Annotated in this window: 21 protein-coding genes and 1 pseudogene; 5 read left to right on the forward strand and 17 right to left on the reverse strand. The window is 35.3% G+C overall.

Annotation, left to right across the window (positions count from 1 at the left end; genetic code table 11):
- Window positions 1–65 precede the first annotated feature (65 nt).
- The 14 genes and pseudogenes from rfbB (GILLI_RS03470) to GILLI_RS03525 form a co-directional block, all read right to left on the reverse strand.
- Complete coding sequence (rfbB, locus tag GILLI_RS03470) at window positions 66–1,115, reverse strand: dTDP-glucose 4,6-dehydratase (protein ID WP_006987739.1); 1,050 nt, start codon at window positions 1,113–1,115, stop codon at window positions 66–68.
- A 17-nt stretch (window positions 1,116–1,132) separates the two neighbouring features.
- Window positions 1,133–2,527, reverse strand: a complete 1,395-nt coding sequence (locus tag GILLI_RS03475) for a UDP-glucose 6-dehydrogenase (RefSeq protein WP_006987740.1) — start codon at window positions 2,525–2,527, stop codon at window positions 1,133–1,135.
- Between the two features lie 155 nt (window positions 2,528–2,682).
- Window positions 2,683–3,051 (reverse strand): four helix bundle protein, encoded by a 369-nt coding sequence (locus GILLI_RS03480; protein WP_006987741.1) that lies wholly within the window; start codon window positions 3,049–3,051, stop codon window positions 2,683–2,685.
- A 309-nt stretch (window positions 3,052–3,360) separates the two neighbouring features.
- Window positions 3,361–3,513 (reverse strand): hypothetical protein, encoded by a 153-nt coding sequence (locus tag GILLI_RS18495; protein WP_006987742.1) that lies wholly within the window; start codon window positions 3,511–3,513, stop codon window positions 3,361–3,363.
- Window positions 3,514–3,803: 290 nt separating this feature from the next.
- The gene (locus GILLI_RS03485) at window positions 3,804–5,084 is read right to left on the reverse strand and encodes a nucleotide sugar dehydrogenase (protein WP_006987743.1); all 1,281 of its coding nucleotides are present in this window, start codon (window positions 5,082–5,084) and stop codon (window positions 3,804–3,806) included.
- A 325-nt stretch (window positions 5,085–5,409) separates the two neighbouring features.
- The gene (locus tag GILLI_RS03490) at window positions 5,410–6,408 is read right to left on the reverse strand and encodes an SDR family oxidoreductase (RefSeq protein ID WP_006987744.1); all 999 of its coding nucleotides are present in this window, start codon (window positions 6,406–6,408) and stop codon (window positions 5,410–5,412) included.
- Between the two features lie 434 nt (window positions 6,409–6,842).
- On the reverse strand, window positions 6,843–7,805 hold the full coding sequence (locus GILLI_RS03495; RefSeq protein ID WP_006987746.1) for a hypothetical protein: 963 nt from the start codon (window positions 7,803–7,805) through the stop codon (window positions 6,843–6,845).
- 3 nt (window positions 7,806–7,808) lie between these two features.
- Complete coding sequence (locus tag GILLI_RS03500) at window positions 7,809–9,260, reverse strand: MBOAT family O-acyltransferase (RefSeq protein ID WP_006987747.1); 1,452 nt, start codon at window positions 9,258–9,260, stop codon at window positions 7,809–7,811.
- A gap of 138 nt (window positions 9,261–9,398) precedes the next feature.
- Window positions 9,399–10,283 (reverse strand): annotated as a pseudogene (gene rfbA / locus GILLI_RS03505) (glucose-1-phosphate thymidylyltransferase RfbA).
- A gap of 50 nt (window positions 10,284–10,333) precedes the next feature.
- Window positions 10,334–10,714 (reverse strand): GxxExxY protein, encoded by a 381-nt coding sequence (locus GILLI_RS03510; RefSeq protein WP_006987748.1) that lies wholly within the window; start codon window positions 10,712–10,714, stop codon window positions 10,334–10,336.
- Window positions 10,660–10,869, reverse strand: a complete 210-nt coding sequence (locus GILLI_RS17915) for a GxxExxY protein (protein WP_156798631.1) — start codon at window positions 10,867–10,869, stop codon at window positions 10,660–10,662. The genes GILLI_RS03510 and GILLI_RS17915 overlap by 55 nt, the downstream gene beginning before the upstream one ends.
- Before the next feature lie 76 nt (window positions 10,870–10,945).
- Window positions 10,946–12,271: a hypothetical protein gene (locus GILLI_RS03515; RefSeq protein WP_156798632.1), complete on the reverse strand. Its 1,326-nt coding sequence runs from the start codon at window positions 12,269–12,271 to the stop codon at window positions 10,946–10,948.
- 337 nt (window positions 12,272–12,608) lie between these two features.
- On the reverse strand, window positions 12,609–13,697 hold the full coding sequence (locus GILLI_RS03520; protein ID WP_006987750.1) for a DegT/DnrJ/EryC1/StrS family aminotransferase: 1,089 nt from the start codon (window positions 13,695–13,697) through the stop codon (window positions 12,609–12,611).
- On the reverse strand, window positions 13,694–15,130 hold the full coding sequence (locus tag GILLI_RS03525) for a lipopolysaccharide biosynthesis protein (RefSeq protein WP_006987751.1): 1,437 nt from the start codon (window positions 15,128–15,130) through the stop codon (window positions 13,694–13,696). Before GILLI_RS03525 ends, GILLI_RS03520 begins: the two co-directional genes overlap by 4 nt.
- Window positions 15,131–15,408: 278 nt before the next feature.
- Here GILLI_RS03525 and GILLI_RS03530 point away from each other — a divergent pair, with 278 nt between their 5' ends.
- Complete coding sequence (locus GILLI_RS03530) at window positions 15,409–16,425, forward strand: glycosyltransferase family 10 domain-containing protein (RefSeq protein WP_006987752.1); 1,017 nt, start codon at window positions 15,409–15,411, stop codon at window positions 16,423–16,425.
- Between the two features lie 151 nt (window positions 16,426–16,576).
- On the opposite strand, the gene GILLI_RS03535 is transcribed toward GILLI_RS03530, so the two are convergent.
- Window positions 16,577–16,939, reverse strand: a complete 363-nt coding sequence (locus GILLI_RS03535; RefSeq protein ID WP_006987753.1) for a four helix bundle protein — start codon at window positions 16,937–16,939, stop codon at window positions 16,577–16,579.
- Window positions 16,940–17,072: 133 nt separating this feature from the next.
- Window positions 17,073–18,137 (reverse strand): dTDP-glucose 4,6-dehydratase, encoded by a 1,065-nt coding sequence (gene rfbB, locus GILLI_RS03540; protein WP_006987754.1) that lies wholly within the window; start codon window positions 18,135–18,137, stop codon window positions 17,073–17,075.
- A 411-nt stretch (window positions 18,138–18,548) separates the two neighbouring features.
- Here rfbB (GILLI_RS03540) and GILLI_RS03550 point away from each other — a divergent pair, with 411 nt between their 5' ends.
- The 4 genes from GILLI_RS03550 (at window position 18,549) to GILLI_RS03565 (ending at window position 21,406) form a co-directional block, all read left to right on the forward strand.
- Window positions 18,549–19,013, forward strand: a complete 465-nt coding sequence (locus tag GILLI_RS03550; protein ID WP_006987755.1) for a thiol-disulfide oxidoreductase DCC family protein — start codon at window positions 18,549–18,551, stop codon at window positions 19,011–19,013.
- Between the two features lie 578 nt (window positions 19,014–19,591).
- Entirely contained in the window at window positions 19,592–19,915 is a 324-nt protein-coding gene (locus GILLI_RS03555; RefSeq protein ID WP_006987756.1) for a hypothetical protein, read from the forward strand.
- A 95-nt stretch (window positions 19,916–20,010) separates the two neighbouring features.
- Window positions 20,011–20,502 (forward strand): Dps family protein, encoded by a 492-nt coding sequence (locus GILLI_RS03560; RefSeq protein WP_006987757.1) that lies wholly within the window; start codon window positions 20,011–20,013, stop codon window positions 20,500–20,502.
- 13 nt (window positions 20,503–20,515) lie between these two features.
- Window positions 20,516–21,406: a mechanosensitive ion channel family protein gene (locus GILLI_RS03565; protein WP_006987758.1), complete on the forward strand. Its 891-nt coding sequence runs from the start codon at window positions 20,516–20,518 to the stop codon at window positions 21,404–21,406.
- 850 nt (window positions 21,407–22,256) lie between these two features.
- On the opposite strand, the gene GILLI_RS03570 is transcribed toward GILLI_RS03565, so the two are convergent.
- Window positions 22,257–25,985, reverse strand: a complete 3,729-nt coding sequence (locus GILLI_RS03570) for a metallophosphoesterase (protein ID WP_006987759.1) — start codon at window positions 25,983–25,985, stop codon at window positions 22,257–22,259.
- Between the last annotated feature and the right edge of the window lie 2 nt (window positions 25,986–25,987).

A 25,987-nucleotide genomic window follows, 5' to 3' on the forward strand; every position in this document is an offset into this window, starting at 1 on the left:
TCACAGTTTTACAATTTCACAGCTTTGCTTTTAATAATGATTTTTATAATTAGTATAAATTCGGATTAATTCGCTGCATATTGTTTTGTATAATATTCCTGATACTTTCCACTAGTCACACTTTTCAACCAAACCTCATTCTCCAAATACCAATCTATTGTCTTTGCTAATCCTTCTTCAAAAGTAACAGATGGTTTCCATCCTAATTCTTTATTTATTTTGGATGCATCTATTGCATACCTTTTATCGTGACCTGGTCTGTCCTTAATGTATGTAATCAATTTTTCAGACGTACCTTTATCCCGATCTAATTTCTCATCCATTATTTTACATAGCAATTTCACTAAGTCTATATTCTGCCATTCATTAAAACCGCCAATATTATAGGTGCTTTTTGTTTTTCCTTGATGAAATGCCAAGTCTATTGCAACAGCGTGATCGACGACATATAACCAGTCTCTCGTGTACTTTCCATCTCCGTAGACCGGTAAATTTTTATTCTCGATTATATTGTTAATAAAGAGCGGAATTAATTTTTCAGGAAATTGATTCGGACCATAATTATTAGAACAATTAGTAATAATATATGGCAAATTATAAGTTTCTCCATAGGCTCTCACAAAGTGATCGGAACTGGCTTTTGAAGCGGAATAAGGAGAATTTGGATCATAAGCCGTATTTTCGGTAAAAAGCCCGGTATCCCCCAGAGTTCCGTAAACTTCATCGGTACTGATATGATAAAACAGTTTGTCATCAAAATTATCTTTCCATGACTCCTTTGCTGCATTAAGCAAATTCATAGTTCCTATTACATTGGTTTTTACAAATGCCAAAGGATCTGTAATTGAACGGTCCACGTGAGATTCTGCAGCTAAATGAATGACTTTATCAAACTTATATTTTTCAAACAAATTATTAATTTCGAATGCATCATTAATATCAACCTTAAGAAAAGTATAATTTGGTTTTTCTTCTATATCTAAAAGGTTTTCCATGTTACCGGCATATGTCAATGCATCTAAATTGTATAACTCATATTCAGGATATTTGTTGACAAATAACCGTACAACATGAGACCCAATAAATCCTGCTCCTCCGGTGATTAAAATTCTCATAATTAATTATATATTATCTAATTACCTATAGCATAAAATTCGAAACCAATTTTTTCCTTTGTACTTCTATCCAATAATCTTCTACCATCAAACAAAAATGCCGGCTTTAACATATCATCGTAAACTGCTTGCCAGTCAAGGTCTTTAAATTCATCCCATTCGGTTAAAATTGTAACCGCGTGAGCATCTTTACAGGCATCATGTGCTGTATTTACCACCTTTACCCTTTCACGAATTTCCTCACTGCTATGAGTTCCTAAATATTCTAGATCTGAAAATATTTGCTCAGAGGTTACCTTAGGATCGTAAATTACGATCTCTGCCTGCTCATTCAGTAAATAATCTGAAACATATATTGCAGCAGATTCTCTTGTATCGTTAGTATCCTTTTTAAAAGCCCAACCTAAAATGGCTATTTTCTTGCCTGAAACTGTATTATACAAGGTTTTCACCATATTTGATGCAAACCTTCTTTTTTGATGATCATTCATGATTATTACCTGTTCCCAATAGTCGGCAACCTCATTTAATCCAAATGATTTGGAGATATAAACAAGGTTCAAAATATCCTTTTGAAAACAAGAACCTCCAAAACCTACTGAAGATTGAAGAAATTTGGGTCCAATTCTGGAATCCATTCCCACAGCCTTGGCAACTTCATTAACATCGGCTCCTGTTTTTTCACAAAGCTCACTCATAGCATTAATGCTTGAAATACGCTGGGCTAAAAATGCATTGGCAGTAAGCTTTGATAATTCTGAAGACCAGACATTGGTGGTTAAGATATTTTCGTTAGGAACCCAATGAGCATACACATCTACCAAAGCCTGCATAGCATCCAGGCCTTCTTCTGTGTCAATATCGCCTCCAATCAAAATCCTGTCGGGATTTTGGAGATCCTGAACCGCTGTTCCTTCTGCTAAAAATTCCGGATTTGACAAAATTTGGTAATTCACACCATTACCGGTATTGTCTAATATATTTTTCAAAGCCTCGGCGGTACGCACCGGCAATGTAGATTTTTCAACTACTATTTTGTCATTTTTCGAGACCCTGGCTATTTGCCTTGCACAAAGTTCGATAAATTTCAAGTCGGCAGCCATCCCTTTTCCAATTCCGTAGGTTTTGGTGGGGGTATTTACCGAGATAAAGATCATTTCAGCTTTATCAATAGCCCCGTCAACATCGGTTGAAAAGAATAAATTCCTTCCGCGGGCTTCTTTAACTATGTCAGATAATCCCGGTTCGTAAATAGGAATATTCTCTACATCCTCATCATTCCAGGCAGCAATGCGTTCTGCATTTATATCAACTACCGTTACATTAATTTCAGGACACTTTTGTGCTATTACAGCCATTGTTGGACCACCAACATATCCAGCACCAATACAACATATGTTTTTTATTTTCATCTAATCGTTAGTTCGTGAATTCGTGAGTTCGTGAGTTCGTTAGTTTGTGAATTCGTTAATTCGCGGTTTCGTTAATTCGCAGTTTCGTTAGTTCGTGAATTCGTTAGTTCGTTCGTTAGTTCGTTAGTTCGTAAATGAATTATACTTTTGCAAATTTACTCATTTGACTTTCTTAAATACCTTATATAGCCATTAATTACCTGCATACATCGGGTCGTTTGATTTCTTATTTCCTTCAAAGTTTCATCTGAAATATACTCCCAGGATTTTGCTTCAATCCCATGATCCAGAATTTCAGCTACTGAACCACGTGCATTTACCAAAAATTTTATATTATCCTTATAATGATATCTTCCCCACCCCTCAGCTATATTAGCTGTCGCCGACCTTGATGCTCTTAATATTTGACTGTATAATTCGAACCGCTCTGATTTAGGAAGTTTCATAAGAACATTCTCTTTCAGGAAAATCTTTAATTCATTGCATCTTTGCCAACACTCCAAGCTCTCAAAACTATGAGCCATAATTTATTCGTTAGTTCGGTAAACCGTTAGTTCGTTAGTTCGTTCACTCGTTAGTCCGAATCATTATTTTACGACCAAATTATGAATCCCTTTTCTAATTAAAAATTTTACGAATCTCGGATTAACCAATCCGCAATTAATAAATCCCGACTCACAAATCCCGCATCTCGAATTAACGGATCACGATTCCCGAATAACGATTCTACTTCACAACATCACTTCGTCACAACATTACTATATCACAGCGTTACTTCGTAATTTCATCACAACGTCACAGCGTCACTTCGTTACTTCTTCACAGTCATAGTGCTACTCCGGCTTAATTTTCACTATTTTATCACCTCTTATAATGACAAGTTTACTATTTTTCGCTTTTTTGAATTCTATAAGTCTTTCATAAACTTTTTCAAGTCCGATTAAAATCTTATCCTTTAATTCGATTTGTTTATCCTTGGTTGTCATAATTATTTTTTAATTCAGTAAATGGTTAATCGTTGATTCGTTAGTTCGTTAACTCATTAATTGGTTCATTCGTTAGTCCGAATCCTTATTTTACGACAAAATTATGAATCCCTTTCCTAAATATAAATTTTACGAATCTCGAATTAACGAATCTCGAATTAACTATTCCCGGTGTAACGATTCCCGAATCACGATTTCCGAATTAACTATTCCCCAATCACTATTTACCAATCCCTAATTAACCAATCCCCAATCACGAACTCACCAATCCCGAATTAACGAATCCCGGATTAAAGTTTTTTATCGCATTTATCACCAAGCACTCCCTTAACATCATACACAACTGTACTTCCGTTTTTGAATTTATCTAAATCCAGTTGTAAAAATTCTTTATGCGAAACCGCAAGGACCACTGCATCAAAGGTTTCGGTTGGTAATGTCTTCGTTGTAGTCAATCCATATTCGTGTTTTACTTCATTTGGATTAGCTAAAGGATCATAAATTGTCACATTGGTTCCATACTCTTTAAGATTCTTGATCACATCAACAACCTTCGTATTTCTGACATCGGGACAGTTTTCCTTAAAAGTAATTCCAAGAACCAGAATATTTGCTCCTTTAACTTTAATGTCATTTTGCAACATTAGCTTCACAACCTCGCTGGAAACATATTGTCCCATAGAGTCATTCATTCTTCTTCCGGCAAGGATAATTTCAGGATGATATCCCAATTCCTGTGCTTTTTGGGCAAGGTAATAAGGATCTACTCCGATACAATGTCCGCCAACAAGACCCGGCTTGAAAGGTAAAAAGTTCCATTTTGTACCCGCTGCTTCCAAAACATCCTGAGTGTCGATATCCATCATATTGAAGATCTTGGCCAGTTCATTTACGAAGGCGATATTGATATCCCGCTGGGAATTTTCAATAACCTTGGCAGCTTCTGCTACTTTTATAGTTGGTGCCAAATGGGTGCCGGCAGTAATCACCTGGGCATATAATTCGTCGACCTTCTTTCCAATCTCCGGAGTTGAGCCGGCAGTTACTTTAAGTATTTTTTCAACAGTATGCTCCTTATCACCCGGATTAATCCTCTCAGGTGAATAACCGGCGAAGAAATCTACATTGAATTTGAGTCCGCTAACTTTTTCAAGCACAGGAACACACTCATCCTCAGTTACACCCGGATATACGGTAGATTCATAGATCACTATATCCCCTTTCTTAAGAACTTTCCCTACCGTTTCACTACTCTTATATAATGGAGTAAGATCTGGTCGATTATTTTTATCTACCGGTGTTGGAACAGTTATAATGTAATAATTACAATCTTTTATATCATCCAGATTAGTAGTGCAGTAGAGTCCGTTTTCATTAGAAGGATTTTGGACTAATGAAGCTTTTAAAAGATCATCTTCCACCTCAAGAGTACTGTCATGACCCTTCTTTAGTTCATCGACTCTACCCTGATTAATGTCAAATCCTATTACGGGGTATTTGGTTGCAAAAAGTCTTGCCAGCGGAAGACCAACGTAGCCTAATCCTATTACGGCGATTTTAATATTGTTCATTTCTTAATTGGTTTATTTTTTTAGTACCGAGTGACCATGTGATGGTGTAACGTAGTCTCTTTTCAGCTTTTTTTTTCATCACTTCGGCACTGTATTACATTTTTACTTCGTTTTTTATCACAGCGCCACTTCTTCACAGCGTCACTTCATCACAACATCACTTCTTCACTTCTTCACCGCGTTACTTCACCACAACATCACAGCGTCACTTCGTTACTTCACCACAACATCACTTCTTCACCGCGTCACTTCTTTACTTCTTTACAACTTCACTTCTTCACTTCTTCACTGCTCTACTTCATAACAACGTCACAGCGTCACTGCTTCACTTCAAATTTTTCCAATACCAATTGACAGCCTCTTTTAATCCGGCTCTAATATCAAATTGAGGATTGTAGCCTAATTTTTCTTTCGCTTTTTCTACCGAAGCCAAGGAATGCGGAATATCACCAGCCCTATTTGGTCCGTGTTTGATTTCAATTTTCGCTATTTCAGGATCGTATTTGGATAAATATTCTTTCAGCAAAGTAGTAAGTTCCAATAAATTTGTTCGGTCACCCACTGCGGTATTGTACACCTCATTTACAGCTTCTTCATTTTCAGAAGTAAGCGCCAGAAGATTCATTTGAATTACGTTGTCTATATACGTGAAATCGCGGGAATAGGTGCCGTCTCCGTTGATCAAAGGAGATTCGTGGTTCATCAACTGTATAACAAATTTTGGAATTACGGCTGCATAAGCTCCGTCCGGATCTTGTTTTCTGCCAAAAACATTGAAATATCTAAGTCCGATAGTGTCCAGATCGTAGGCAGATTTGAAAATATCGGCGTATAGTTCGTTTACATATTTTGTTATTGCATAAGGAGAAAGTGGTTTTCCTATCACATCTTCCACCTTTGGCAGATTTTCTGAATCTCCGTAGGTAGATGAACTGGCTGCATATACGAAGCGTTTTACTTTAGCATCCCGTGCTGCAACCAACATATTTAAAAACCCTGAAACATTCACCTCATTGGTGGTAATTGGATCCTTTAACGAACGCGGAACCGAACCTAATGCGGCTTCATGAAAAATATAATCAACTCCTTTAGCTGCTCTATGGCAGGTTTCAAGATTTCGGATATCTCCTTCTATTAAGGTGAAATTGGAATGTTCAATAATTGCGGAAAGATTTTCTCTTTTTCCGGTGGCGAAGTTATCCAGGCAAACCACACTTGCATCGAGTTCTATAAGCTTTTCACAAAGATTAGAACCTATAAAGCCGGCGCCACCTGTAACCAATATTTTTTTAGAACTTAATTTTGAAAATTGTTCCTTTTGCATAAATCATTTTTAGAATCAGTCGGCAAAGATAAGATTTCTATTTTAAGCTTGAAGTTTGATCATCTTAAAGAAATGTGAAAAAGTTGAGAGTATTTGAAAAGTATGAAATTGGCTGGGAACTAATGGGTTAATTAAATATGATAAAACACAATTAGAATTCTTTAACATATCAGTTCTTTATCTCTTAAGCTGTTAACTTGGAAATATGAACATTATTTTTTTTAACAATTTCATCAAAATTTAAAGTGTTAACTATTGCTCAATAGTGTTGCCAGTTTTACTGTTTTTACTGTAGAATAAATATTTTTTATCGAACGCATTTTTCCCATAAAAGCAATTTTCAGACCCTTACGCATAATAATATTTTTAACAAAAAAGGAAGACATTCCTAAGAGATACAAATTAAAATTCATGAAATTCTATTCGACATTTTCCTAATATAAATTATTAATAGAATCATTTAACATCTTTCCAAATTTAAAAGCGCCTTTCTTATTAAGATGATCTTCATCATAGAAATCCTCTGCTTTAATTAAGTCAGAATTCATAAAATTCCAATATTGTATATTTTGTTTTCCTGAAATCCTATCAAAATCTGATTTGTTCAAATTCACAAAATTGGCATTTAAATATTTATTATACTCTACAAATGTTGGCGTAGTAAATAAAATAGGAACAATATCCCTATTGATCAATATTTGGATTAAACCATTTAAATCTTCCTCAATCTCAAGTTTTTCTTTTGATGTCTCAACTACCCGATTAAATTTTTTAGCACTCCTTTGAAATTTGTTTTCATTGAACGCATCAACATCTTTACCCTCAAAGCCAATAAAACCGTTTTTAATTGTGTCTTTTAGATTTACCCCTTTTTGTACAGGAAAATCAACGACTATGTTTGATGTGCTTAGTTGGTAGATTATTTCCGTTTTGAATAAGGAAAGTATTATTTTAGGAGTATAACCAAATAGTGTGTGGGAAAAATCTTCAAATAAATAATTTTTATTTTTATAATTGACTCCTGTATCATAATATGCCCAAACATCCCGAATACCCTGACTTGAAAAATACAGGGAATGAAAATCAGCACTAATTAATACGTATTTTAAATTTTTGTATTCATCCAAATGAGAGAGTAAAATTCTTTTATCAAAATAAATGCTTTGGTTTACATTTGCGAGATTATATGCGTATTTATCAAATGCATTGGGATCAACCCCAAAATTCGCGTGGGAATTGCCTAAAATTATTATTTCAATTTTTTCCTTATCCTGTATTGCTCCTTGAATTTTTTCTTTATACAAGGAATTTTTATTCCTTAAAAACCCATCCGTCATTATAACCATTATGATTGGTAGAACCATAAAAACAAAGAGTCGTTTTATAAATAACACCATATTTTAAAATTGAAAATAAATAAATTGTTGATCCACATTTTCACTCGCAAACCAATAAATTAATATAAGTAAAGAATAATAAAATAAATATCTAAATGGCCTAAATTTAATCTTTACTTTTTCAATTGCAAATTCTCTTTTCCTTCCCAACCACTCTATAGTTATAAAAATCAATAATAATGGAAATAAAACTTTTAAAAAATTAACGCCTTGATATAAGGGAATACTAAATAAAGAACTCGAAAATATTTCTCTAAGATAATTCAAAGCATGCTCAATATTATCTGCTCTAAAAAAAATCCAGGCAATCACTGTCAAACTAAAGGTTAAAGACATCTGGCCAATTTCTTTTTTACTTGGAAAATACGAATCACCAGCAACAACTTCCATGTTCTGCCTATTTCTTTTTGTGAGCAGTAATGGCAAAAAGTAGATGGCATTCAAAGCTCCCCAAATGACAAATGTCCAGTTGGCACCATGCCAAAACCCGCTTACTATAAATATAATAAATGTGTTCCTTACTTTCATCCAGGTTCCTCCCCGGCTTCCTCCTAAAGGAATATAAAGATAATCCCTAAACCAAGTAGAAAGTGAAATATGCCAGCGCCTCCAAAATTCTGCAATATCCCTGGAGAAATATGGAAACGCGAAATTTTGCATTAATTTAAAACCGAAAAGGCGTGAGGTACCTATCGCAATGTCAGAATATCCGGAGAAATCCCCATAAATTTGGAAAGTAAAAAACACGGCTCCTAAAACTAAGGTGCTACCGGAATAGTCTGCGGAATTATTGAAAATAAGATTGGCATAAGTAGCACAATTATCTGCAATAACAATTTTTTTAAATAAACCCCAAAGGATTTGCCTCAGGCCATCTACCGCATCATTATATTCAAATTGTCTTTTGGATAACATTTGTGGTAAAAGGTTAGTTGCCCTTTCAATAGGTCCTGCAACCAATTGTGGAAAGAAACTTACAAATGCTGCAAAGGATATAAAATCTTTGGTTGGTTCCAGTCGCTTTTTATATACATCTATCGTATAACTTAGGGTTTGAAAAGTATAAAAACTGATCCCGACCGGAAGAATAATATTTAACGAATTTGCATTAATTGCAGACCCGAAAAATGTAAACGCCGATTTGAAATTATCTATGAAAAAATTATAATATTTAAAGAAGCCTAAAAATCCCAGGTTTACCAGTATGCTTATCCAAAGCAGTATTTTTCGCCTGTTTAAATTATGTTCCTTACCCAAACTTACCCCAATCCCATAATCAACCAGAGTACTAAAAAGTATCAACGCCAAAAACCGCCAATCCCACCAGCCGTAAAAAACATAGCTTGCTAGCGCGATAAGAATATTCTGATGCTTGAGGTTTTTGTTGACAACAAACCAATAGAGCACAAATACTATCGGTAAAAAGATTGCGAAATCTATGGAGTTAAAAAGCATGGAACTTCAAATTGGGGTTAGAAAATTTTATTTTAAAATTTTCTAATTAAAAATGGGCAAATATATAACAAATGGAAAGGCCAAATTAAAATTAGATTAAAAAATTAAAAGTATGTATTTATGAATAAAACCAAAGGCCTATCCAATTCCTTTCTCCACAGTATTTAATAAATAGTCGCCATACTCATTATTCTTAAATTGTTTGGCTATTGCACCAAGTTGTCCTTTTGAAATATAGCCTTTTCTCCAGGCTATCTCCTCTAAACAAGCAATTTTCAGCCCTTGCCTTTTTTCTATAGTTTGTATGAAGTTTGAAGCTTCCAACCTAGAATCATGGGTTCCGGTATCCAGCCAGGCATAACCACGCCCTAATTACTCCACGTTTAATAGGCTTTCCTGTAAATAGTATTGATTTACAGCGGTAATTTCCAGTTCTCCCCTTTCACTCGGGGTGATTTGTTTAGCAACTTCAATAACTGAATTCGGATAAAAATAAAGCCCCGTGACCGCGAAATTGCTCATTGGCTTTTTCGGTTTTTCCTCAATACTAAGAACTTTCCCTTCTTCATCAAAATCCACCACTCCATACCTTCCGGGATCCTGCACATAATATCCAAAAACGGTTGCCAGTTTTTCCTTTTCGGTTTTTTCTACGGCTCGATTTAGCAAATTACCAAAACCCTGTCCGTAAAATATATTGTCTCCCAAAATGAGGCAAACATCCTCTTCTCCAATAAAATCTTCGCCCAAAATAAAAGCCTGTGCCAATCCATCGGGTGAAGGTTGGGCTTTATAGGAAAACTTCATTCCTAATCTTTTTCCATCTCCCAGCAACTTTTTAAAATTCGGTAAATCTTCAGGCGTCGAGATTATCAAAATTTCCCTAATCCCCGCAAGCATCAAAACCGATAAAGGATAGTAGATCATCGGCTTGTCGTAAATTGCCAGGAGTTGCTTGGAGACTCCTTTAGTTATTGGATAAAGTCTGGTGCCGGAGCCTCCGGCGAGTATCATTCCTTTCATAAAACACAGATTTCACGGATTAAAAATTGATTACACGGATTGTTGGGTCATTATTTAGTATTTATAAAGCGTTTCCAGGTTAAACTAGATTGACCAAAATTAATTAATAAACCTAATTGGTAATTTGTGGATTTTAGATAATTTATGGTTTGAGCTTCGGTATCCTTATGTAAAAATGAAGCTGCTTTAATTTCAATCACTATTTTATCAAAACAGATAAAGTCAGCAATAAAATATTTTTTCAAAGGTGCATCTTTATAATAGACCTGCAATTTCTTCTTGCTCTCAAAAATAACCTTCTGCATTTCAAATTCATTTTCTAATGCTTCATGATAAACAGATTCCAAAAACCCGGCACCTAAATTCTTGTGCACTGTCATACAAGCACCAATAACTTTATATGTCTCATCCCCGAATAATAGTTTGTCCATTTCTGTGTAATCCTTTGTAATCCGTGCAATCTTTTAATTATTATTACCAAAGCTTCTTCATAAACAGCCTCCAAGAATCCTGGACCCAAGGTTCTATGCACTTTCATGCAAGCTCCTATTATTTTATAACTTTCTTTTTTAAATACTATTACCACCCAGAATCCATTCGTTCAATTCGTTTTAATTCGTGTTAATTCGATTTCCTCCTAAGCAATTCCCATTTCAGAAAACTCACTCTTTAATTCTCAAATAGTATATTATAGGTTCCATTTTGACCCTTTTAAATCCATCCCTTATAAGCGAAAACTCCACAGATAACAAATCTTTGGATCTATCGCCAGGATAAGAATCTACTATAAAAATAGCAGTTCGCTGTTTTCCGTTTATCACTTTTACTATTTTTGGGTAATAAACCAATTCATCAACGGGCTGAAAAAAGGAATTTATATTCATGTTGGTTGCAGGGTACAAGTAATGGAAAATATGACTTTTATCTCCATAGAAATAAACCTGAACATTATTTTTTTTCAGCTCATTTACCTCCATATCAATTTTTTCCAGGTAAGCAGCTCTGGTCTTTGTGGTACTTATAGGGGTGAGCAAACTAATATTAACCGGAGTATTTAATGCAGGAATGCTTTTATCCTCATATGTACCAGATAATTTTTCAATTAGGGCAAATGGCAACAAAATAACCAAAATCACCACCCAATATGGCTGCGGTTTAAAATTATGAAAACTCAAAATAAATGGAAGCAGCAAAAATAAAGATGCAGCTTTCAGCAGACCTGTATTGGAACCAAAAGGGTTTATAAAAAGAAATAATATATAAAGATATAGCGCCAGATTTGGAAAGTTTAACCAATCTTTTCTGTTTTCAATCATAGAAACTATTACCATTGATAAAGCAAGGGAAGTGAGAAACAAGGAATAATTTTGGGAATATTTAGTACGAATCACAAAAAGTCCAATCAGGATTATAAATATCAAACCGGCCCCAGCATACAGCATATATTTTGGCATCTTATCTTCTGCTTTTTTAAATATAAAATGGCCTGCTAATATTAAGGATACGATTAGCAACATTTTTAAACCATGCAGGAAATAATTATAAAATAGCATTTTCAAGTCGTGCGAAGAAGAATTTGCCGAGGCTGCAAAAAACTCTTCCAAATTCGCATAATAGATTGAAAAGCCGAATAAAATAAAAAATATGGTAAGAAGCATAAACATTACCGGAAGGTTCACCGAGTAATTTCCCTTTTGCAACTTGCCACTAAATACCATGACTAAAAACACAATTGGAACAACAAGGATATTTGGAAGTCGAATTAAAACTGCTAAAGAACATATAAATGATAGAAGCAGCAATAAATAAAGATTTGCTTTTTGAAGGTACAATACTGAAAGAGAAAATATCAATGATAATATAAAAATACTAATACTGTCATATCCCAAAATATTTACATTGAAAGGAGTAAATAAAAATAAACCACAAGCTATGTAAAATAGAACTTCAACCCTTGGCTTGTGTAATTTAATTAATAAAAAAGGCATTAATAATGAGAAGAATAACATCAAAGAATTAAAGAATCTCAGATAAATAACTTCCGGTCCCACAAGACTTATTACGCCTTTTATTATTATTGAGCTAAGGAAAAAAGGATACAGATAAATTCCATCTGCAGGATTAAGAGCCTGATTAAGATGATAAAAACTGTCAGTAAAATCCAGACCAAAAAAAATAGAGGAAAAAAAATAAAATACCGAAACCGTCAGAAAAACATTGACAATTATAACAATATGTTTTCTTTCAGGGTTGAAAAGGAATGTATTCAAATTTAAATTTTATATTGATGCTACTTAATATTTAGATTACGCGGATTTAGACGAATTACGCGGATTTACTTGATATCACAGCGTTGATAATTTTTGAAATAAGATTAATATGTTTTAACTCTAAGCCCTTATATAGAGGTAAGCATAGAATTCTTCCGGATATCTCTTCTGAAATTTTCATTTTAGTATAACTCACATATTCGAGGGTATTTAGCGATGGATAAAAATATCTTCTTGGGAAGATCTGCTCCTTATTTAAAGCTTTCTCAACCTTTAATAGTTGCTTTTCATCTTCAAAGATAATTGGATAATAGCTATAATTCCATGCGGTGTCTTCCCGGATTACGATCTTCCTTAACTTTTCAAAATTCAAAAGTTGATCATATATTTCAACAATTTCTTTTCGGCATTGTATTAAGCTTTCAACATAAGGCAAAACTGCCAAGCCCATTGCAGCCTGTAATTCGCTCATTTTAGCATTGATCCCCAGACCGTGAAAATTTAATGGCCCATCATGCCCAAAATTATGACTGTAAAATAATGTTTTATATAGATCCTCATCTTTACAAAACATCGCGCCACCTTCCCCGGTGTGAAAAAGTTTTGTCGCGTGAAAACTACAGGTGCTTATATCTCCAAAGCCGAACAACGTTTTTCCTTTATAGTTCACACCAAATGAATGGGCAGCATCATAGATCACCTTTAAACTGTGCTTCCTGGCGATCCTTTCAATTTCTTCTACATTACAGGGGTTTCCGAATACATGGGTAGCCAGGATTGTAGTTGTTTTATCAGTGATGGCAGCTTCAATTTTAGTTTCATCAATGGTTAGAAATTCGGGGTGTATGTCAACAAATACGGGAGTGCAATTTTCCCAAACTATAGTTGAAGTTGTTGCTACATAACTAAAAGGCGTGGTTATAACTTCCCCCTTCCCAGCTAAAACCTTCAAAGCTATTTGCAATGGCAGGGTCCCATTGGCAGTGAGAATCACATTTGGAACATTGAGGGTTTCTTTTATGCCCGCCTGTAATTCAAATAGGAGTTTCCCACCATTGGTTAACTGGTTACTATCCCAAATTTGCTGAATTAGCTGATAATATTCTTCTATTGGAGGTAAAAATGTTTTGGTAACTGGGATCATTTTTTAAAAATAAGTTTAGAAAGTTCAAAAAAGCTTCCGAATTTAAACAAAAAAGCCGTGAACAGATAAACGGAAGTGCCTACTACTCCACCTATAAGAATTCTTATTATATCCATATTTAATTTCAAACCAAAGTAGTCTAATAAAAAAACAATTCCTCCTGCAAAAACGGCCAACAAAATTATTGGAAAAACATCTTTTAGCTGTTGCAAAGCGCTATAGTTAATAAATTTCCCGGTATAATGAGCGTTGATAAAAAAGGCAAAGATGGAAATAAATACCTGACCATATAATAAGGCTATAATACCAAACGGGATCGTAATGAGAAGGGTAATAACTATGATTATTTTCTTAATTACCTCCAATTTCAAAAACAGGTCACTTCTCCCTTTTACATTCAGGATACTTAAATTATAAGAGTGAATAGGAAACAGGATCCCTGTAATACAAAGTATTTGAAAGTAGGGAACCGCCGGCAACCACTTTTCTGTAAATAAAAATCGAAAGCTAGGCTCGGCAAGCACTGCCATAAAGATTAAAATTGGAGTAATTACAAAAACGACCATTTGCATAAGTTGCTTATATACTCTTCTTAAACGCACATCATCATTTTGAATTGAAACAAACAAGGGGAAAGTCACCTTATTTAAGGCATTGGAAATATTAGTTACGGGGAGTTGATTCATAGTTTGGGCACGGGTATAAAATCCAACCTGGGCTGCGGAAAAATATCTACCGATAACTATTAAAAAAATATTGTTAAAGATCCTGTCCAATAACTCGGATAGGGTTAATTTATAACCATAATTAAAATGAGCTTTAAATTTTTGAAAATTAAAATTTAAACCGGGTGTCCAGCCGGAATATATCCAAAGCTGCACTGTACTAATGATTGATGTAACAATGCTGCTCCACACAAGACTCCATACTCCATAACCGGTCATAGCCATCACCACTCCAACGATTCCACCAATAATGGCGGCGGGAATTGCAATTATTGTCTGGGTTTTAAAATCCATGATTTTTGTCAGTCTCGCCAATTGAACAGCGGCAAATGCCGAAATTATGAAAGTAACACAGTAAACTCTCAAAATCCCTGTAAGTATAGGCTGGGAATAAAAATCGGCAACGAGAGGAGCTAAAAGAAATACACCCAAATACACTATAATACCAGCTGCCAAATTAAAATAAAAAACGGTGGAATAATCCTGGGCATCAAGATCTTCGCCCCTTATAAGGGATTTGGTTAGCCCTCCGTGCAGCAAGGTGTTCCCTACTGCAACAAACACAGCAATCATTCCAATTAACCCAAATTCCTCCGGCATTAAAATCCTTGCCAGGATCAGGGAAACAAGAAACCCGATAAGCTGGTTTCCAAACTGCTGGGTATAGGTCCATACCAAACTTATTGCAGTTTGTTTTTTTAAAGACATTTATAAAATTGTTCCATAATTGTTGAGTTAAACTGCATTTCCGGTAAGATCATCGGTTAATCCATTAACAAAAGTATCAATTTCAAATTAGCCTGTCTACTTTAAGATATAATTTATGGTTTCTTAATATTGAAAAAGGCCTATTTACGTAAAATGCTTTTTTTGAATTTTTTTGAATCGCTATAAGTATATTTGTTTTTACAACCCAAAAACACTTTCAAGCGATTGCGAAGTTATCGTTGAAAAATAAAATTCACAGAAAGTTTAAATGCTCTAAAATGAAAACTTTGAAAATATGGTTTACTGATTTTTATCCTGGATTTGAACCTAAAGATAATTTGATTACCCAACTTTTATTTAAATCATATAATATTGAATTCGATAAAAACAAGCCCGATTATCTAATTTACTCTTGCCATGGACACGAATTTTTGAATTATAATTGTGTGCGAATATTTTATACCGGTGAGAATTTAAAACCGGATTTTAACCTATGTGATTATGCCATTGGCTTTGATTACATCCATTTTAATAACAGATATCTGAGATTTCCGAATTTCGCGTTTTATGAAAGCCAATTTCAGCAATTAATAATTTCGAAAAACCCTGGTTCATTAGATCTTTCAGCCAAAAAACATTTCTGTAATTTTATTTATGCAAATTCAAACGCTGACCCAACAAGGGACAATTTTTTTTATCTTTTAAATAAATATAAAAAGGTTGCATCTCCAGGCAAGCATTTAAATAATATTTCAATGGATGTAGGAGAAAGATATGCGAAAGATTGGATGTTTACTAAAATAGAATTTCAATCCAGTTGTAAATTCTCCATTGCTTTTGAAAATACCTCATCGCCGGGATACACTACCGAAAAACTACTGCACGCTTTTATTACAGGGACTATTCCCATTTACTGGGGTAATCCTGAAGTAATGAAAGACTTTAATCCAAAGGCATTTATTAATTGCCATGATTTTGAAAGCTTTGAAGATGTTGTTAGCAAGGTAAAAGAAATTGATAATGACGATGAAATGTTCTTGTCGATGTTAAATGAACCGCCTTTTCGAAATAATATTATTCCTGAAAATTTAAAAAAAGAGCCATTATTAGTATTTTTAAAAAATATTTTTGATCAAAAAAGAGAAGATGCTTTCCAAAGATCTTTCTATGGAACTTCTGCTAAATATGAAAATGATATGAAAGAAATGATATTATTTAGGAAGAAGTATAGAAGTATGATCCAATTTCTAGGTTTGCTAAAAAAAACCTTAAAAATTATGAAAAGAAATAGATAATGAGGGAATACTGATTACGCCGATTAAATCGGATTGCACAGATTCATTCTGTCCATTTATTGTTAAGTTGTAAAATTGTTAAGGTGTTAATTTGGCAAATTGTTAAGTTGTTAAGTTGTTAAGTTGTTAAGTTGTAAAAGTGTAAAAATGTTTAGTGTGACTTTAAAGTTTTATATAATGCATTCAACTGATTTGTAATATGTTCTGCTTTTTTTCTTAAATCAAGATATTTATCTTCTTTCATGAATTCTAAATCTAAACTTAGAATAAGAAGATTTATTACTTCCCATGCCGAACTATAGGCAATATTTATAAACCTTGCTTTTTCAGTAATTGTTTTTCTTGAGAAACCTTCTGCAATATTTGCTGTAATACTTACAGTTGCCCTTCTTATTTGACTTGTTAATCCGAATTTCTCTGAATTTGGAAATGACTCTGTTGTTAAATAAATATCTTTTACAAAATGACGAGCATTCTTCCAGACCTCTAACTTTTCAAAATAAAATTCATACATGATTCGACTTTATTAAATCTTTAAACAAGTTCACTCCATTCTCTTTTTACAACTTCACAGCTTTACAGCTTTACAGCTTCACAGCCTACAACTTCACAGTTTTACATCTTCACAGCTTCACAATTTTACAGCTTTACTTTTTATATTGATCATCATAATACTCCTGATATTTCCCGGAAGTAACACTTTTCAACCAAAGCTCATTCTCTAAATACCAGTCGATCGTTTTTTCAAGTCCTTCTTCAAAAGTTACCGAGGGTTTCCAGCCGAGTTCTTTGTGAATTTTTGTGGCATCTATGGCGTAACGCTTATCATGGCCGGGACGGTCTTTGATATAAGTGATCAATTTTGTGGAACTGCTTTTTTCCCTGCCGAGTTTTTTATCCATGAGTTCACAGAGAAGTTTTATGAGATCTAAATTTTGCCACTCATTAAAACCGCCAATATTATAAGTCTGCTTATTTTTTCCTTTGTGAAAAGCCAAATCGATAGCGGTTGCATGATCTATTACATATAACCAATCCCTGGTGTATTTTCCGTCTCCATAAACCGGTAAAGGCTTATTTTGAATTATATTATGAATAAAAAGAGGGATCAGTTTTTCCGGGAATTGATTTGGACCGTAATTATTTGAACAATTTGAAATAAAATAAGGCAAGTCGTAGGTTTCTCCGTAAGCCCTCACAAAATGATCGGAACTGGCTTTTGAAGCGGAATAAGGTGAGTTGGGCGCATACGCGGTGGTTTCGGTGAAAAGACCGGTTTCACCAAGTGTACCATATACTTCATCTGTGCTGATATGATAGAAAAGCTTATCCTCCAAATTGTCCCTCCATAACTCCTTTGCTGCATTTAGCAAATTCACTGTCCCTATTAAATTTGTTTTTACAAATGCCAAAGGATCTGTAATGGAACGATCTACGTGAGATTCCGCGGCTAAATGAATGACATTATCGAAATTATATTTTTCAAACAAATTATTAATTTCGGATGCATTATTAATATCAGCCTTTATAAAATGATAGTTTGGTTTTTCTTCAATGTCAGTCAGATTTTCCAAATTTCCGGCATAGGTTAATGCATCGAGATTGAAAATCTGATAATTTGGATATTTGTTCACAAATAACCGAACCACGTGAGAGCCTATAAAACCTGCTCCTCCGGTGATTAAAATATTTTTAGTTGTCTTTTCTTTCATTATTATTTTGTTGTTTTTTTAGCATTTCTTCTTCCAAAAAATCAATTTCCACCCTTTAGGGAGGGGAAAAGGAATTGACTTTTTTCTCAAAACTCCCTTCTTGGCGTACGCTCAGAGTGACAGGGTGTCGAAAAAAATTCTAAGTTTGATCCTTCTAAATTCCCACCCTTTAGGGAGGGGAAAAGGAATTGATTTTTTCTTCAAAACTTCCTTCCTTCGCGTACGCCAGGGATGACAGGGTATCGAAAAAAAAATCTAAGCTCCATTCTTCCAAAAAAATCAATTTCCACCCTTTAGAGAGGGGAAAGAAATTGATTTTTCTTCAAAACTCTCCGTTAAAAATTAATCTGCTTCCGCAAAAATACCAATTTCAAATTTCTTAAATTTATCTTTCTTAAACTAGTCCCGGTTATGTTCGAAAAGATCACATCTACAAAATACCCTCCTGCAAAGCCCACTTTAATTTGGGATGGCACCTGCGGGTTTTGTAAATGGTGGAAAATTCGATGGGAAACCAAAACCAAGGACAGGATACATTTTGTTCCCTATCAGGATGTGGCTAAGGATTTTCCGGATATTCCTATAAAGGAATTCAAAAAAGCCAGCCGCCTCATTGAACCCGACGGGAAAATATATACAGGACCAGATTCGGCATATAGGAGCCTTTATTATGCGGGTACTAAAAAGTGGCATCTTTGGTATGAAAAATACCCTTGGTTTGAATCGCTCTCCAATCTGGCTTACAATCATGTCGCTAAAAACAGGAGTGTCTATTTTAAATTGACAAAATTGCTTTTCGGAAAAGATCCGCATCAACCCAAATTATATTGGTTTTATTACATTTTAATACTTTTAACCATCATCCTATTGGTATGAATTTCCTGAGATCAAACTGGTTTTATATAATTGCCGCGGCGATCACCATTTTAGGCCTAATCACCGGTTGGTATTTAATAAAAAAAGTTCAAAGTTCGAAAAGTTCAAAGTTGTGAAGTTGTGAAGTTGTGAAGTTGTTAAGCTGTAAAAATAAAAATAATTCACAAGGAGTATAAAAGCAGAAATCACAGATGGGAAATTTCTGGTATAAATTGCGTTAATTCATCACTTCATCACTTCATAATTTAGAAGTTAGTTTAAAGTTCAATCTCACAAGGAGTACAGAAATAAGAGTATGGAGTAAAAAAGGACATTCGTGCATTGGTGGCTGGAAAAAAAAGATTCAAAATTCAAGGTTTAAGATTTAAGAAAAACAGGGAATAAAGAATAGACAAGAGAGAATAGGGAATATTCGTGAATTCGTGGCTTAAAGTTAGTGAAGTGGAAAAAATACTAATTCAATAAGTTCAATTCAAGAATCTGGAATATCCCGCGTTAAACTTATACTAAACCGATAATTTATCTTGCTCATCAAGGGCAATGAATGTAAATTGTTAGGAAATAAAATTCAACATAAAATGAAAGACTACGGAACGCTTTCACAAGCGATAAATAAACTTAAATTAGAGGAAGGTTATGAACACGATTTTAACCTCCTGGATGAAAAAATTGAACTCAAATCTCAAAAGGAACATTATAACACCGAGGAGTTTGATGTTGATAAAGTCCTGAGATTTGAAGGAATGAGCAATCCGGATGATAATGCAATTTTATACGCAATTACCACACATAATGGAAAAAAAGGCGTTTTGGTAGATGGTTACGGAATCTCTGGTGGGCAGGTTTCTAAGGCTATGCTTAACAAACTAGACCTTACAGCAAAACGTCCTCTGGATAATTAGGAGTTAAACTTGTATTAAAACCATTGAAAACATTGGTTTAACCAATGAACTATATTAATTTTGAGTAGAAAATTAAAAATCAATAAATAAAAACTATGAGTTATCTAGGCTTAGACGAAAAAAAGACCAGCAAAACTGTAAAAGAATTGAATACCCTGTTGGCAGATTATCATTTATACTATCAAAAACTAAGAAATTTTCATTGGAATGTAATCGGTAAGAACTTTTTCGATCTTCATGAGAAATTTGAAGAATTATATGATGATGCAAAATTAAAAGTTGATGATATCGCTGAACGTATTCTAACCTTACGTTTTCAGCCTACCAGCAACTTAAGCGATTATTTGAAAGCTTCTAATATAAAAGAATCAAAATCGGATATTTCCGATTCTAAAATGATCGAGATCTTATTAGATGATCATGGAACCCTTCTTAAACAAATGCGTAAAGTGACTGAGGTTGCGGAGAAAGGCGGAGATGAAGGTACTATAGACCTTATTGGGGCTTATATAAGAGAACTGGAAAAAACCAGCTGGATGTTGGATGCATGGAAAATGAAAACAAGTGAAAGTCTTAAACCCGTTTAGGACACCGTTGTAAATGGACGAAAAATTTAATATTCAAAAATCTATTGGGGGAATTTGGGATAAAATGGACGGCTGGCTCGATTCCATCATTCTGAATCTCCCCAATTTTGTTTTAGCAATTGTTGTATTTATCATTTTTTTGATAATTGCTAAATATGTTTCCAGATTGATCAATCGGCTTTTGCTGAGAAAAGGCTCTCAGGATTCTATCCGGCAAATCACTACTAAGGTGGCAAGAATCGTGGTAATAGCCATTGGTTTTTTTGTTGCTTTAGGCCTTCTTAATTTAGATAAAGTACTAACTTCTGTTCTGGCGGGTGCCGGAGTACTAGGTCTGGCTATTGGTCTTGCCCTCCAGGGGACGCTTACCAATACCTTTTCCGGAGTGATCCTTAGTTTTATAGATGAACTGCAAATTGGAGATTGGGTAGAAACCAATGGCTTTGCAGGAGAAGTCATGACCATAAGTCTAAGGAATATCATGATTAAGGAATCAGACAATAACTACGTCATAATCCCGAACTCTAAAATAATAGATTCCCCTTTTAAAAATTTTACCAGAACCCCACGGTCCAGGGTTATGTTGAATTGTGGAGTGGCCTATAGCAGCGACCTTGAAATGGTTCAAAATTTGACAAAAGAAACCATCGACGGGATTTTCCAACAACGTGGGAATGAAGAAGTCGAATTCATGTATACCGGCTTTGGAGATAGCTCTATTGATTTTGTGGTTAGATTTTGGACAGATGTAACAAAAAACAAGGACATCCTTGTCGCTAAGAATACCGCTATAATAGCTATTAAAAAAGCATTCGATCAAAACAATATTACTATCCCATTCCCTATAAGAACTATCGATTTCACAAATAAGCTATCCATCAATAAGCCGAAAGGAGATTTGTAACTATTTATGCAAATGTACCCGGAAAATTCAGGATGACGTTTCAGGGAAATGTGAGAACCACGAATGCGCTCTCACCAAGTCATGCTGAACTAGGTTCAGCATCGAACATGATTAGAAAACAACAACATGATAGATCCTGAAAAAAACTACCATTGACGTGTTTTGCAACAAGCTGTTATTTAGAAAATTAAGATGAATTAAAATTTAATTTATCAGCCTTAAACCGTCGTTTTCCTTCGTTAGGTAATTTTTATTATCTCTGGTCTCGGGATGAAAACGCATGTCAGTCTGAGCCTGTCGAAGACTTTTGAGTACTCTAAATTTTCTTCAATTAAAAGGCTACTTTTTTTCTTCTGTTCCATCCTTTCAATTTTTTTCAAACTTGATTGCCTGAGAAGCATCTATGAAATGTTCAAACAATTTTATAACAACTGGTCCCCTTTTATAGGCATAAGCACTTCGACAGGCTCAGTGTGACAGGCGTAAATCGATAAATGCACTTCAACAGACTACCATTCGGCATCAATTAAATTGAGCACTAATATCGCTTACAATATTTTCCAAAACCATACTCAGGCACAGCTATGAGAACACTATACTTATATAGGTTAACTCGTGTTTCTTTACATTTACCATTAAATTCTAAATCCTACGCTAGGTAACTTTTTTATCACGGGTCTCAGGGTGACGATCCAGCGAAATGTGAGAACCAGGAATGCGCTCTCAACATGTCATGCTGAACTTGGTTCAGCATCGAACATGATTAGAACACAACACCATGATAGACCCTGAAACCCGACCGGTACGGGCAGGCATCGGGTAACCTGCCCGTTAATCCCTCAATCAGAATCTAGAAACTAAATCCAAACCCAAAGGAGAACCGAAGTCCTTCTTCACTTCCAAACAGACTAAATTTGCCGGTAATAGCCTCTGCACTATTTACCCAGATCCCTCCACCATAACTATCATGCCATACGCTGCTATCTTCTCCCTGAGCCCAAACCCTTCCTATATCATATCCTCCAAATACACCAATTTGGAATGGAAGAAATGAGGTTTTAAATTGATCGAAACTATATCTAAGATCTCCTCCTGCAGCAAATGCACTTTTCCCCGAAAATCTTTGTAACCTGTATCCTCTTAAACCCGTATTCCCACCCAAAATTGCAGCCTGATAAAACTCATAATCATCTCCTGCATTGAGCTGAGCCTGGACTCTTGAATTTAAAACCAGCTTTCTGTTTTGACTTAACGCATTATAAAATTCGAGATAAGGTTTAAAGTAACCGTATTTGCGGGAAGTTTCTTCCGCATTCATTTTTCCACCCAGGATCATTTCAAACTTCATCCCCCGGCTGGGATTAAGGTTATTGTCATAACTCTCATAACGATAGGTACCTTCCAATCCTGCAAAATATTTTCGTTCGAAAAAATCAGGATCTTCAGGGTCGAATTCCTCTGTAATGAACCGGTCTTCGGTCCTGTCAACCTCAACCGCTTCAAAGGAAGCCATATATCCAAAATAACTTCCGAAAGGTGATTTTCTTACAAACCCAATTTCCCCGCCTATTTTGCTTATTCTCGTCCTGTTGTAGTCAAAATCGAGTACATCATCAAAATTCTGACTTTCATTTCCAAATCCAAAGAAGTTATTGGCGAAATTTGGACTGGTGAAATGCGCTCCAACAGCCAGGTTGAAATTACCAAGAATAAGTGCGAATTCCCCATTGTAGTTTAAATCAAATCCTTGGGTGGCGAAGTAATATCCTGCAGCAAATGAATGTTTAGATGTAAACGGATTCCGCTTAAACCCATTTGTAATAAACGAACTTTGAATCCCCAATTTAAATCCGTCATCGGGATTATATCCAAATCCGGGAGTAAGCGATCCCGAATTAAAAGTCTTTTTATCCTTATCGAAAGTGTTTTGCTCATAATTATCTCTAAATCTTAACCTGGCATTCCCTTTTGATTCTACTGTATTGGGTCTTGTTTCATGATCATATAGTTTAACTTTTCGGCCGCTATTATCGGCTACCCTGAAAATATCATTATTATGACCACCTATTACTCTCAAAAAGATTAGTTCTCCGGAAGGATTTCCCGTTATCTCAAATTCGTCATCATCATCCAGACCGTATACCCAAATCTCTTTGGTTTCCTCTCTTTTATACGTTTTATCACTTACCACATCTGCCTTTTCACCATCTTTTATCCTGGAAACCACAATTCTTGTTTCTCCATTCTCCAGGCGCTCTATTTCAATAAGGTCATCTTTATCTGTTCCGGTTACAATCGCCAGAGTGGCCATATGATCGTAATAGCGCTTTGTGATGTCCAATAGGTTTTCTCTTCTAGCCTTCAAATTTTTAATAATCGAGGTAGTCGTTTCCCCTTGTGTCTCTTTTGGCAACTTTGAAAAAGCCTCCTCAATAATTTCATCTGTAATATTCTTCTGAATAAACGTTGCCTGCTCCATCCAGGTTTCTTTCCCTACATTTTGTGTCAATTCTCTATCCAGACCTATTGCCGCAATGTTAAACCATTTTACATCCTTGATGTCCTCGCCATAGACCCCGAATTGTTTTGAAAATCCTGCCAGTGCTCTAAGCGTTCCAAAAAAAGCTCCATCATAATTTGAAAAAACCTGATCCCTATCCCTGGGGATTGGCTCAAAGGTCCTGTTTCCTTCCTCATCTTCAATTTCTGCCCATCTCCACTGGTCCTGGTGCCGGTCCCAGTCTCCAATAAGCATATCAAAGATCCGTGCCCTAACATAGGCCGGTTCATTAAGACTGTATTTTTCATCGCGCCGCAAGCGCTCAAACATTCCCGAAGTACTCACAATATCGTGATTTGGTTTCCCAAAGCTTTCATTGCCCTTCCAGTTTTCTTCCGGCCGCTCCTCAATCATGTACACATCTCCGCCATGGGCAACATTATATTTCCCCAGTCCCTTTTGCTTTGGCAAATAATAAACTTCGGGATTGGTATGATAAACATCTATTGCAGAGGCCAGTGTTGGAATTGCCAGGAAGGCATAGGGATGGGAAGCTGTGTAAAGATCCTTCAAAAAATCCTCTGCTATGGTATTTTCAAATTGTTCCTCTACTGCCTTATCCTTAAAGGCGACCGCCTGAATATACTGCAGCGCGCTCTTTTTTATCCTTCGAAAGTTATATTCCCGGTCCAGACTATCCTTCACCCTTAAGGAAATTGTTTGATGACCACCGCCCATTCTCATTGGTTCTAAACCTCCATACAACGTGTTTAGATCTGCAACCTTAAATTCTACCGGAGTACCATAAAGTTCCCTATACCGCTCTCCCCATAAGGTTTTGAATACTTCATTCTTGTCGGTTTCATCTTCAGCATAAATCGAGGAGGTTATTGTTTCAGAAAAACTATCAGGCAAATTTGAAACATCAAATTCTTCTGGTGTCGGATGAACTTCCTTTTGATATAAAAGCTTAGCCCGGTTACTTTCATTTCCGTAGAAACTCACCCAGGACGAACCGTCTTTAAAAACATCATAAACCGCAAATCCCTGCCCGGGATGTGCAAAAAGACCATCATCGCTTAAACTCACATACGTAGCTTTTGAACCCGATCCGGAAACAATCTGTTTGATATTATCATTGGTTATATACTGTAAGGCATGTTCATGACCGGAAATAAAGAGGAGCCTATCAGAATCTTTTCCAAGGGTTTCCAGTCGTTTCACCAATGATTTATAGCGTTCATTTTGTGCATCCTGAATGGAAACTCCACCTGAAGTTCTAATTAAAGAGACTAAAGACCCCAATATTGGCACCGGAATCTTTTTTTGCGAAGGATATAGATGCTGATTGAAATTATATTGTCCACCATGAACTCCATTGGTGTACAAGGGGTGATGCAAGGCGATGATAATTGTTTTATCCTGACTCTTTTTTAATTCCGATTCCACTTCAAGAAGCATCGCTTCCCTGGTTTTAATCTCGGAACACCCTTTATTTACCAGCGGATGATTATCCCAATTTGTTAAATACCATTGAGAATCGATCACAATGAGTTGAATATCTTCACTAATTTCTATGATCTCAAGACCACAACCAGTTTTTGGAGACCATATCAATTGATCGCCCAATTTTTCCTCCAGGTAATCTTCCTGTCTTTCCAAACCAGGAATTCCCTTATTATACCAATCGTGATTTCCGGGAATAACGATTACATTTCCATCATATTTTTCGATGGCGTCCAGCTGTGCATCCAAGCGGTACTCTGCATCTTCCCTATCTTTGGTGCCTTTTTCAGGCATTCCGTCGGGATAGATATTATCACCAAGAAAAATGGTATAATTTTCTTTTACCTGTACGGAATCCATATAATCTTTTAAGGCCAAAAGACCTTCAGAAGTACCTCCCGGAAGAGAATACCCCCCGTCACCAATGAGATAGAATGATTTTTCAATTTTTTTGTCTTTAGGATAACCGAAGTTTTTTTTTGGTTCCCCATCCCGATATAGAGTTTGGGAGGTGGAACAACCGGCAAGAATGATTATGGCAAAAATGGTTAAAAAAATGTTGTATTTTCTCATAG

The sequence above is a fragment of the Gillisia limnaea DSM 15749 genome (assembly GCF_000243235.1).
GTDB lineage: Bacteria > Bacteroidota > Bacteroidia > Flavobacteriales > Flavobacteriaceae > Gillisia > Gillisia limnaea.

Bases quoted from the DNA above. Each gene is read 5' to 3' on its own strand.
- rfbB (WP_006987739.1), bottom strand. From the start codon at position 1,115: ATGAGAATTTTAATCACCGGAGGAGCAGGATTTATTGGGTCTCATGTT.
- GILLI_RS03475 (WP_006987740.1), bottom strand. From the start codon at position 2,527: ATGAAAATAAAAAACATATGTTGTATTGGTGCTGGATATGTTGGTGGT.
- GILLI_RS03480 (WP_006987741.1), bottom strand. From the start codon at position 3,051: ATGGCTCATAGTTTTGAGAGCTTGGAGTGTTGGCAAAGATGCAATGAA.
- GILLI_RS18495 (WP_006987742.1), bottom strand. From the start codon at position 3,513: ATGACAACCAAGGATAAACAAATCGAATTAAAGGATAAGATTTTAATC.
- GILLI_RS03485 (WP_006987743.1), bottom strand. From the start codon at position 5,084: ATGAACAATATTAAAATCGCCGTAATAGGATTAGGCTACGTTGGTCTT.
- GILLI_RS03490 (WP_006987744.1), bottom strand. From the start codon at position 6,408: ATGCAAAAGGAACAATTTTCAAAATTAAGTTCTAAAAAAATATTGGTT.
- GILLI_RS03495 (WP_006987746.1), bottom strand. From the start codon at position 7,805: ATGGTGTTATTTATAAAACGACTCTTTGTTTTTATGGTTCTACCAATC.
- GILLI_RS03500 (WP_006987747.1), bottom strand. From the start codon at position 9,260: ATGCTTTTTAACTCCATAGATTTCGCAATCTTTTTACCGATAGTATTT.
- GILLI_RS03510 (WP_006987748.1), bottom strand. From the start codon at position 10,714: ATGGACAAACTATTATTCGGGGATGAGACATATAAAGTTATTGGTGCT.
- GILLI_RS03515 (WP_156798632.1), bottom strand. From the start codon at position 12,271: ATGCCTTTTTTATTAATTAAATTACACAAGCCAAGGGTTGAAGTTCTA.
- GILLI_RS03520 (WP_006987750.1), bottom strand. From the start codon at position 13,697: ATGATCCCAGTTACCAAAACATTTTTACCTCCAATAGAAGAATATTAT.
- GILLI_RS03525 (WP_006987751.1), bottom strand. From the start codon at position 15,130: ATGTCTTTAAAAAAACAAACTGCAATAAGTTTGGTATGGACCTATACC.
- GILLI_RS03530 (WP_006987752.1), top strand. From the start codon at position 15,409: ATGAAAACTTTGAAAATATGGTTTACTGATTTTTATCCTGGATTTGAA.
- GILLI_RS03535 (WP_006987753.1), bottom strand. From the start codon at position 16,939: ATGTATGAATTTTATTTTGAAAAGTTAGAGGTCTGGAAGAATGCTCGT.
- rfbB (WP_006987754.1), bottom strand. From the start codon at position 18,137: ATGAAAGAAAAGACAACTAAAAATATTTTAATCACCGGAGGAGCAGGT.
- GILLI_RS03550 (WP_006987755.1), top strand. From the start codon at position 18,549: ATGTTCGAAAAGATCACATCTACAAAATACCCTCCTGCAAAGCCCACT.
- GILLI_RS03555 (WP_006987756.1), top strand. From the start codon at position 19,592: ATGAAAGACTACGGAACGCTTTCACAAGCGATAAATAAACTTAAATTA.
- GILLI_RS03560 (WP_006987757.1), top strand. From the start codon at position 20,011: ATGAGTTATCTAGGCTTAGACGAAAAAAAGACCAGCAAAACTGTAAAA.
- GILLI_RS03565 (WP_006987758.1), top strand. From the start codon at position 20,516: ATGGACGAAAAATTTAATATTCAAAAATCTATTGGGGGAATTTGGGAT.
- GILLI_RS03570 (WP_006987759.1), bottom strand. From the start codon at position 25,985: ATGAGAAAATACAACATTTTTTTAACCATTTTTGCCATAATCATTCTT.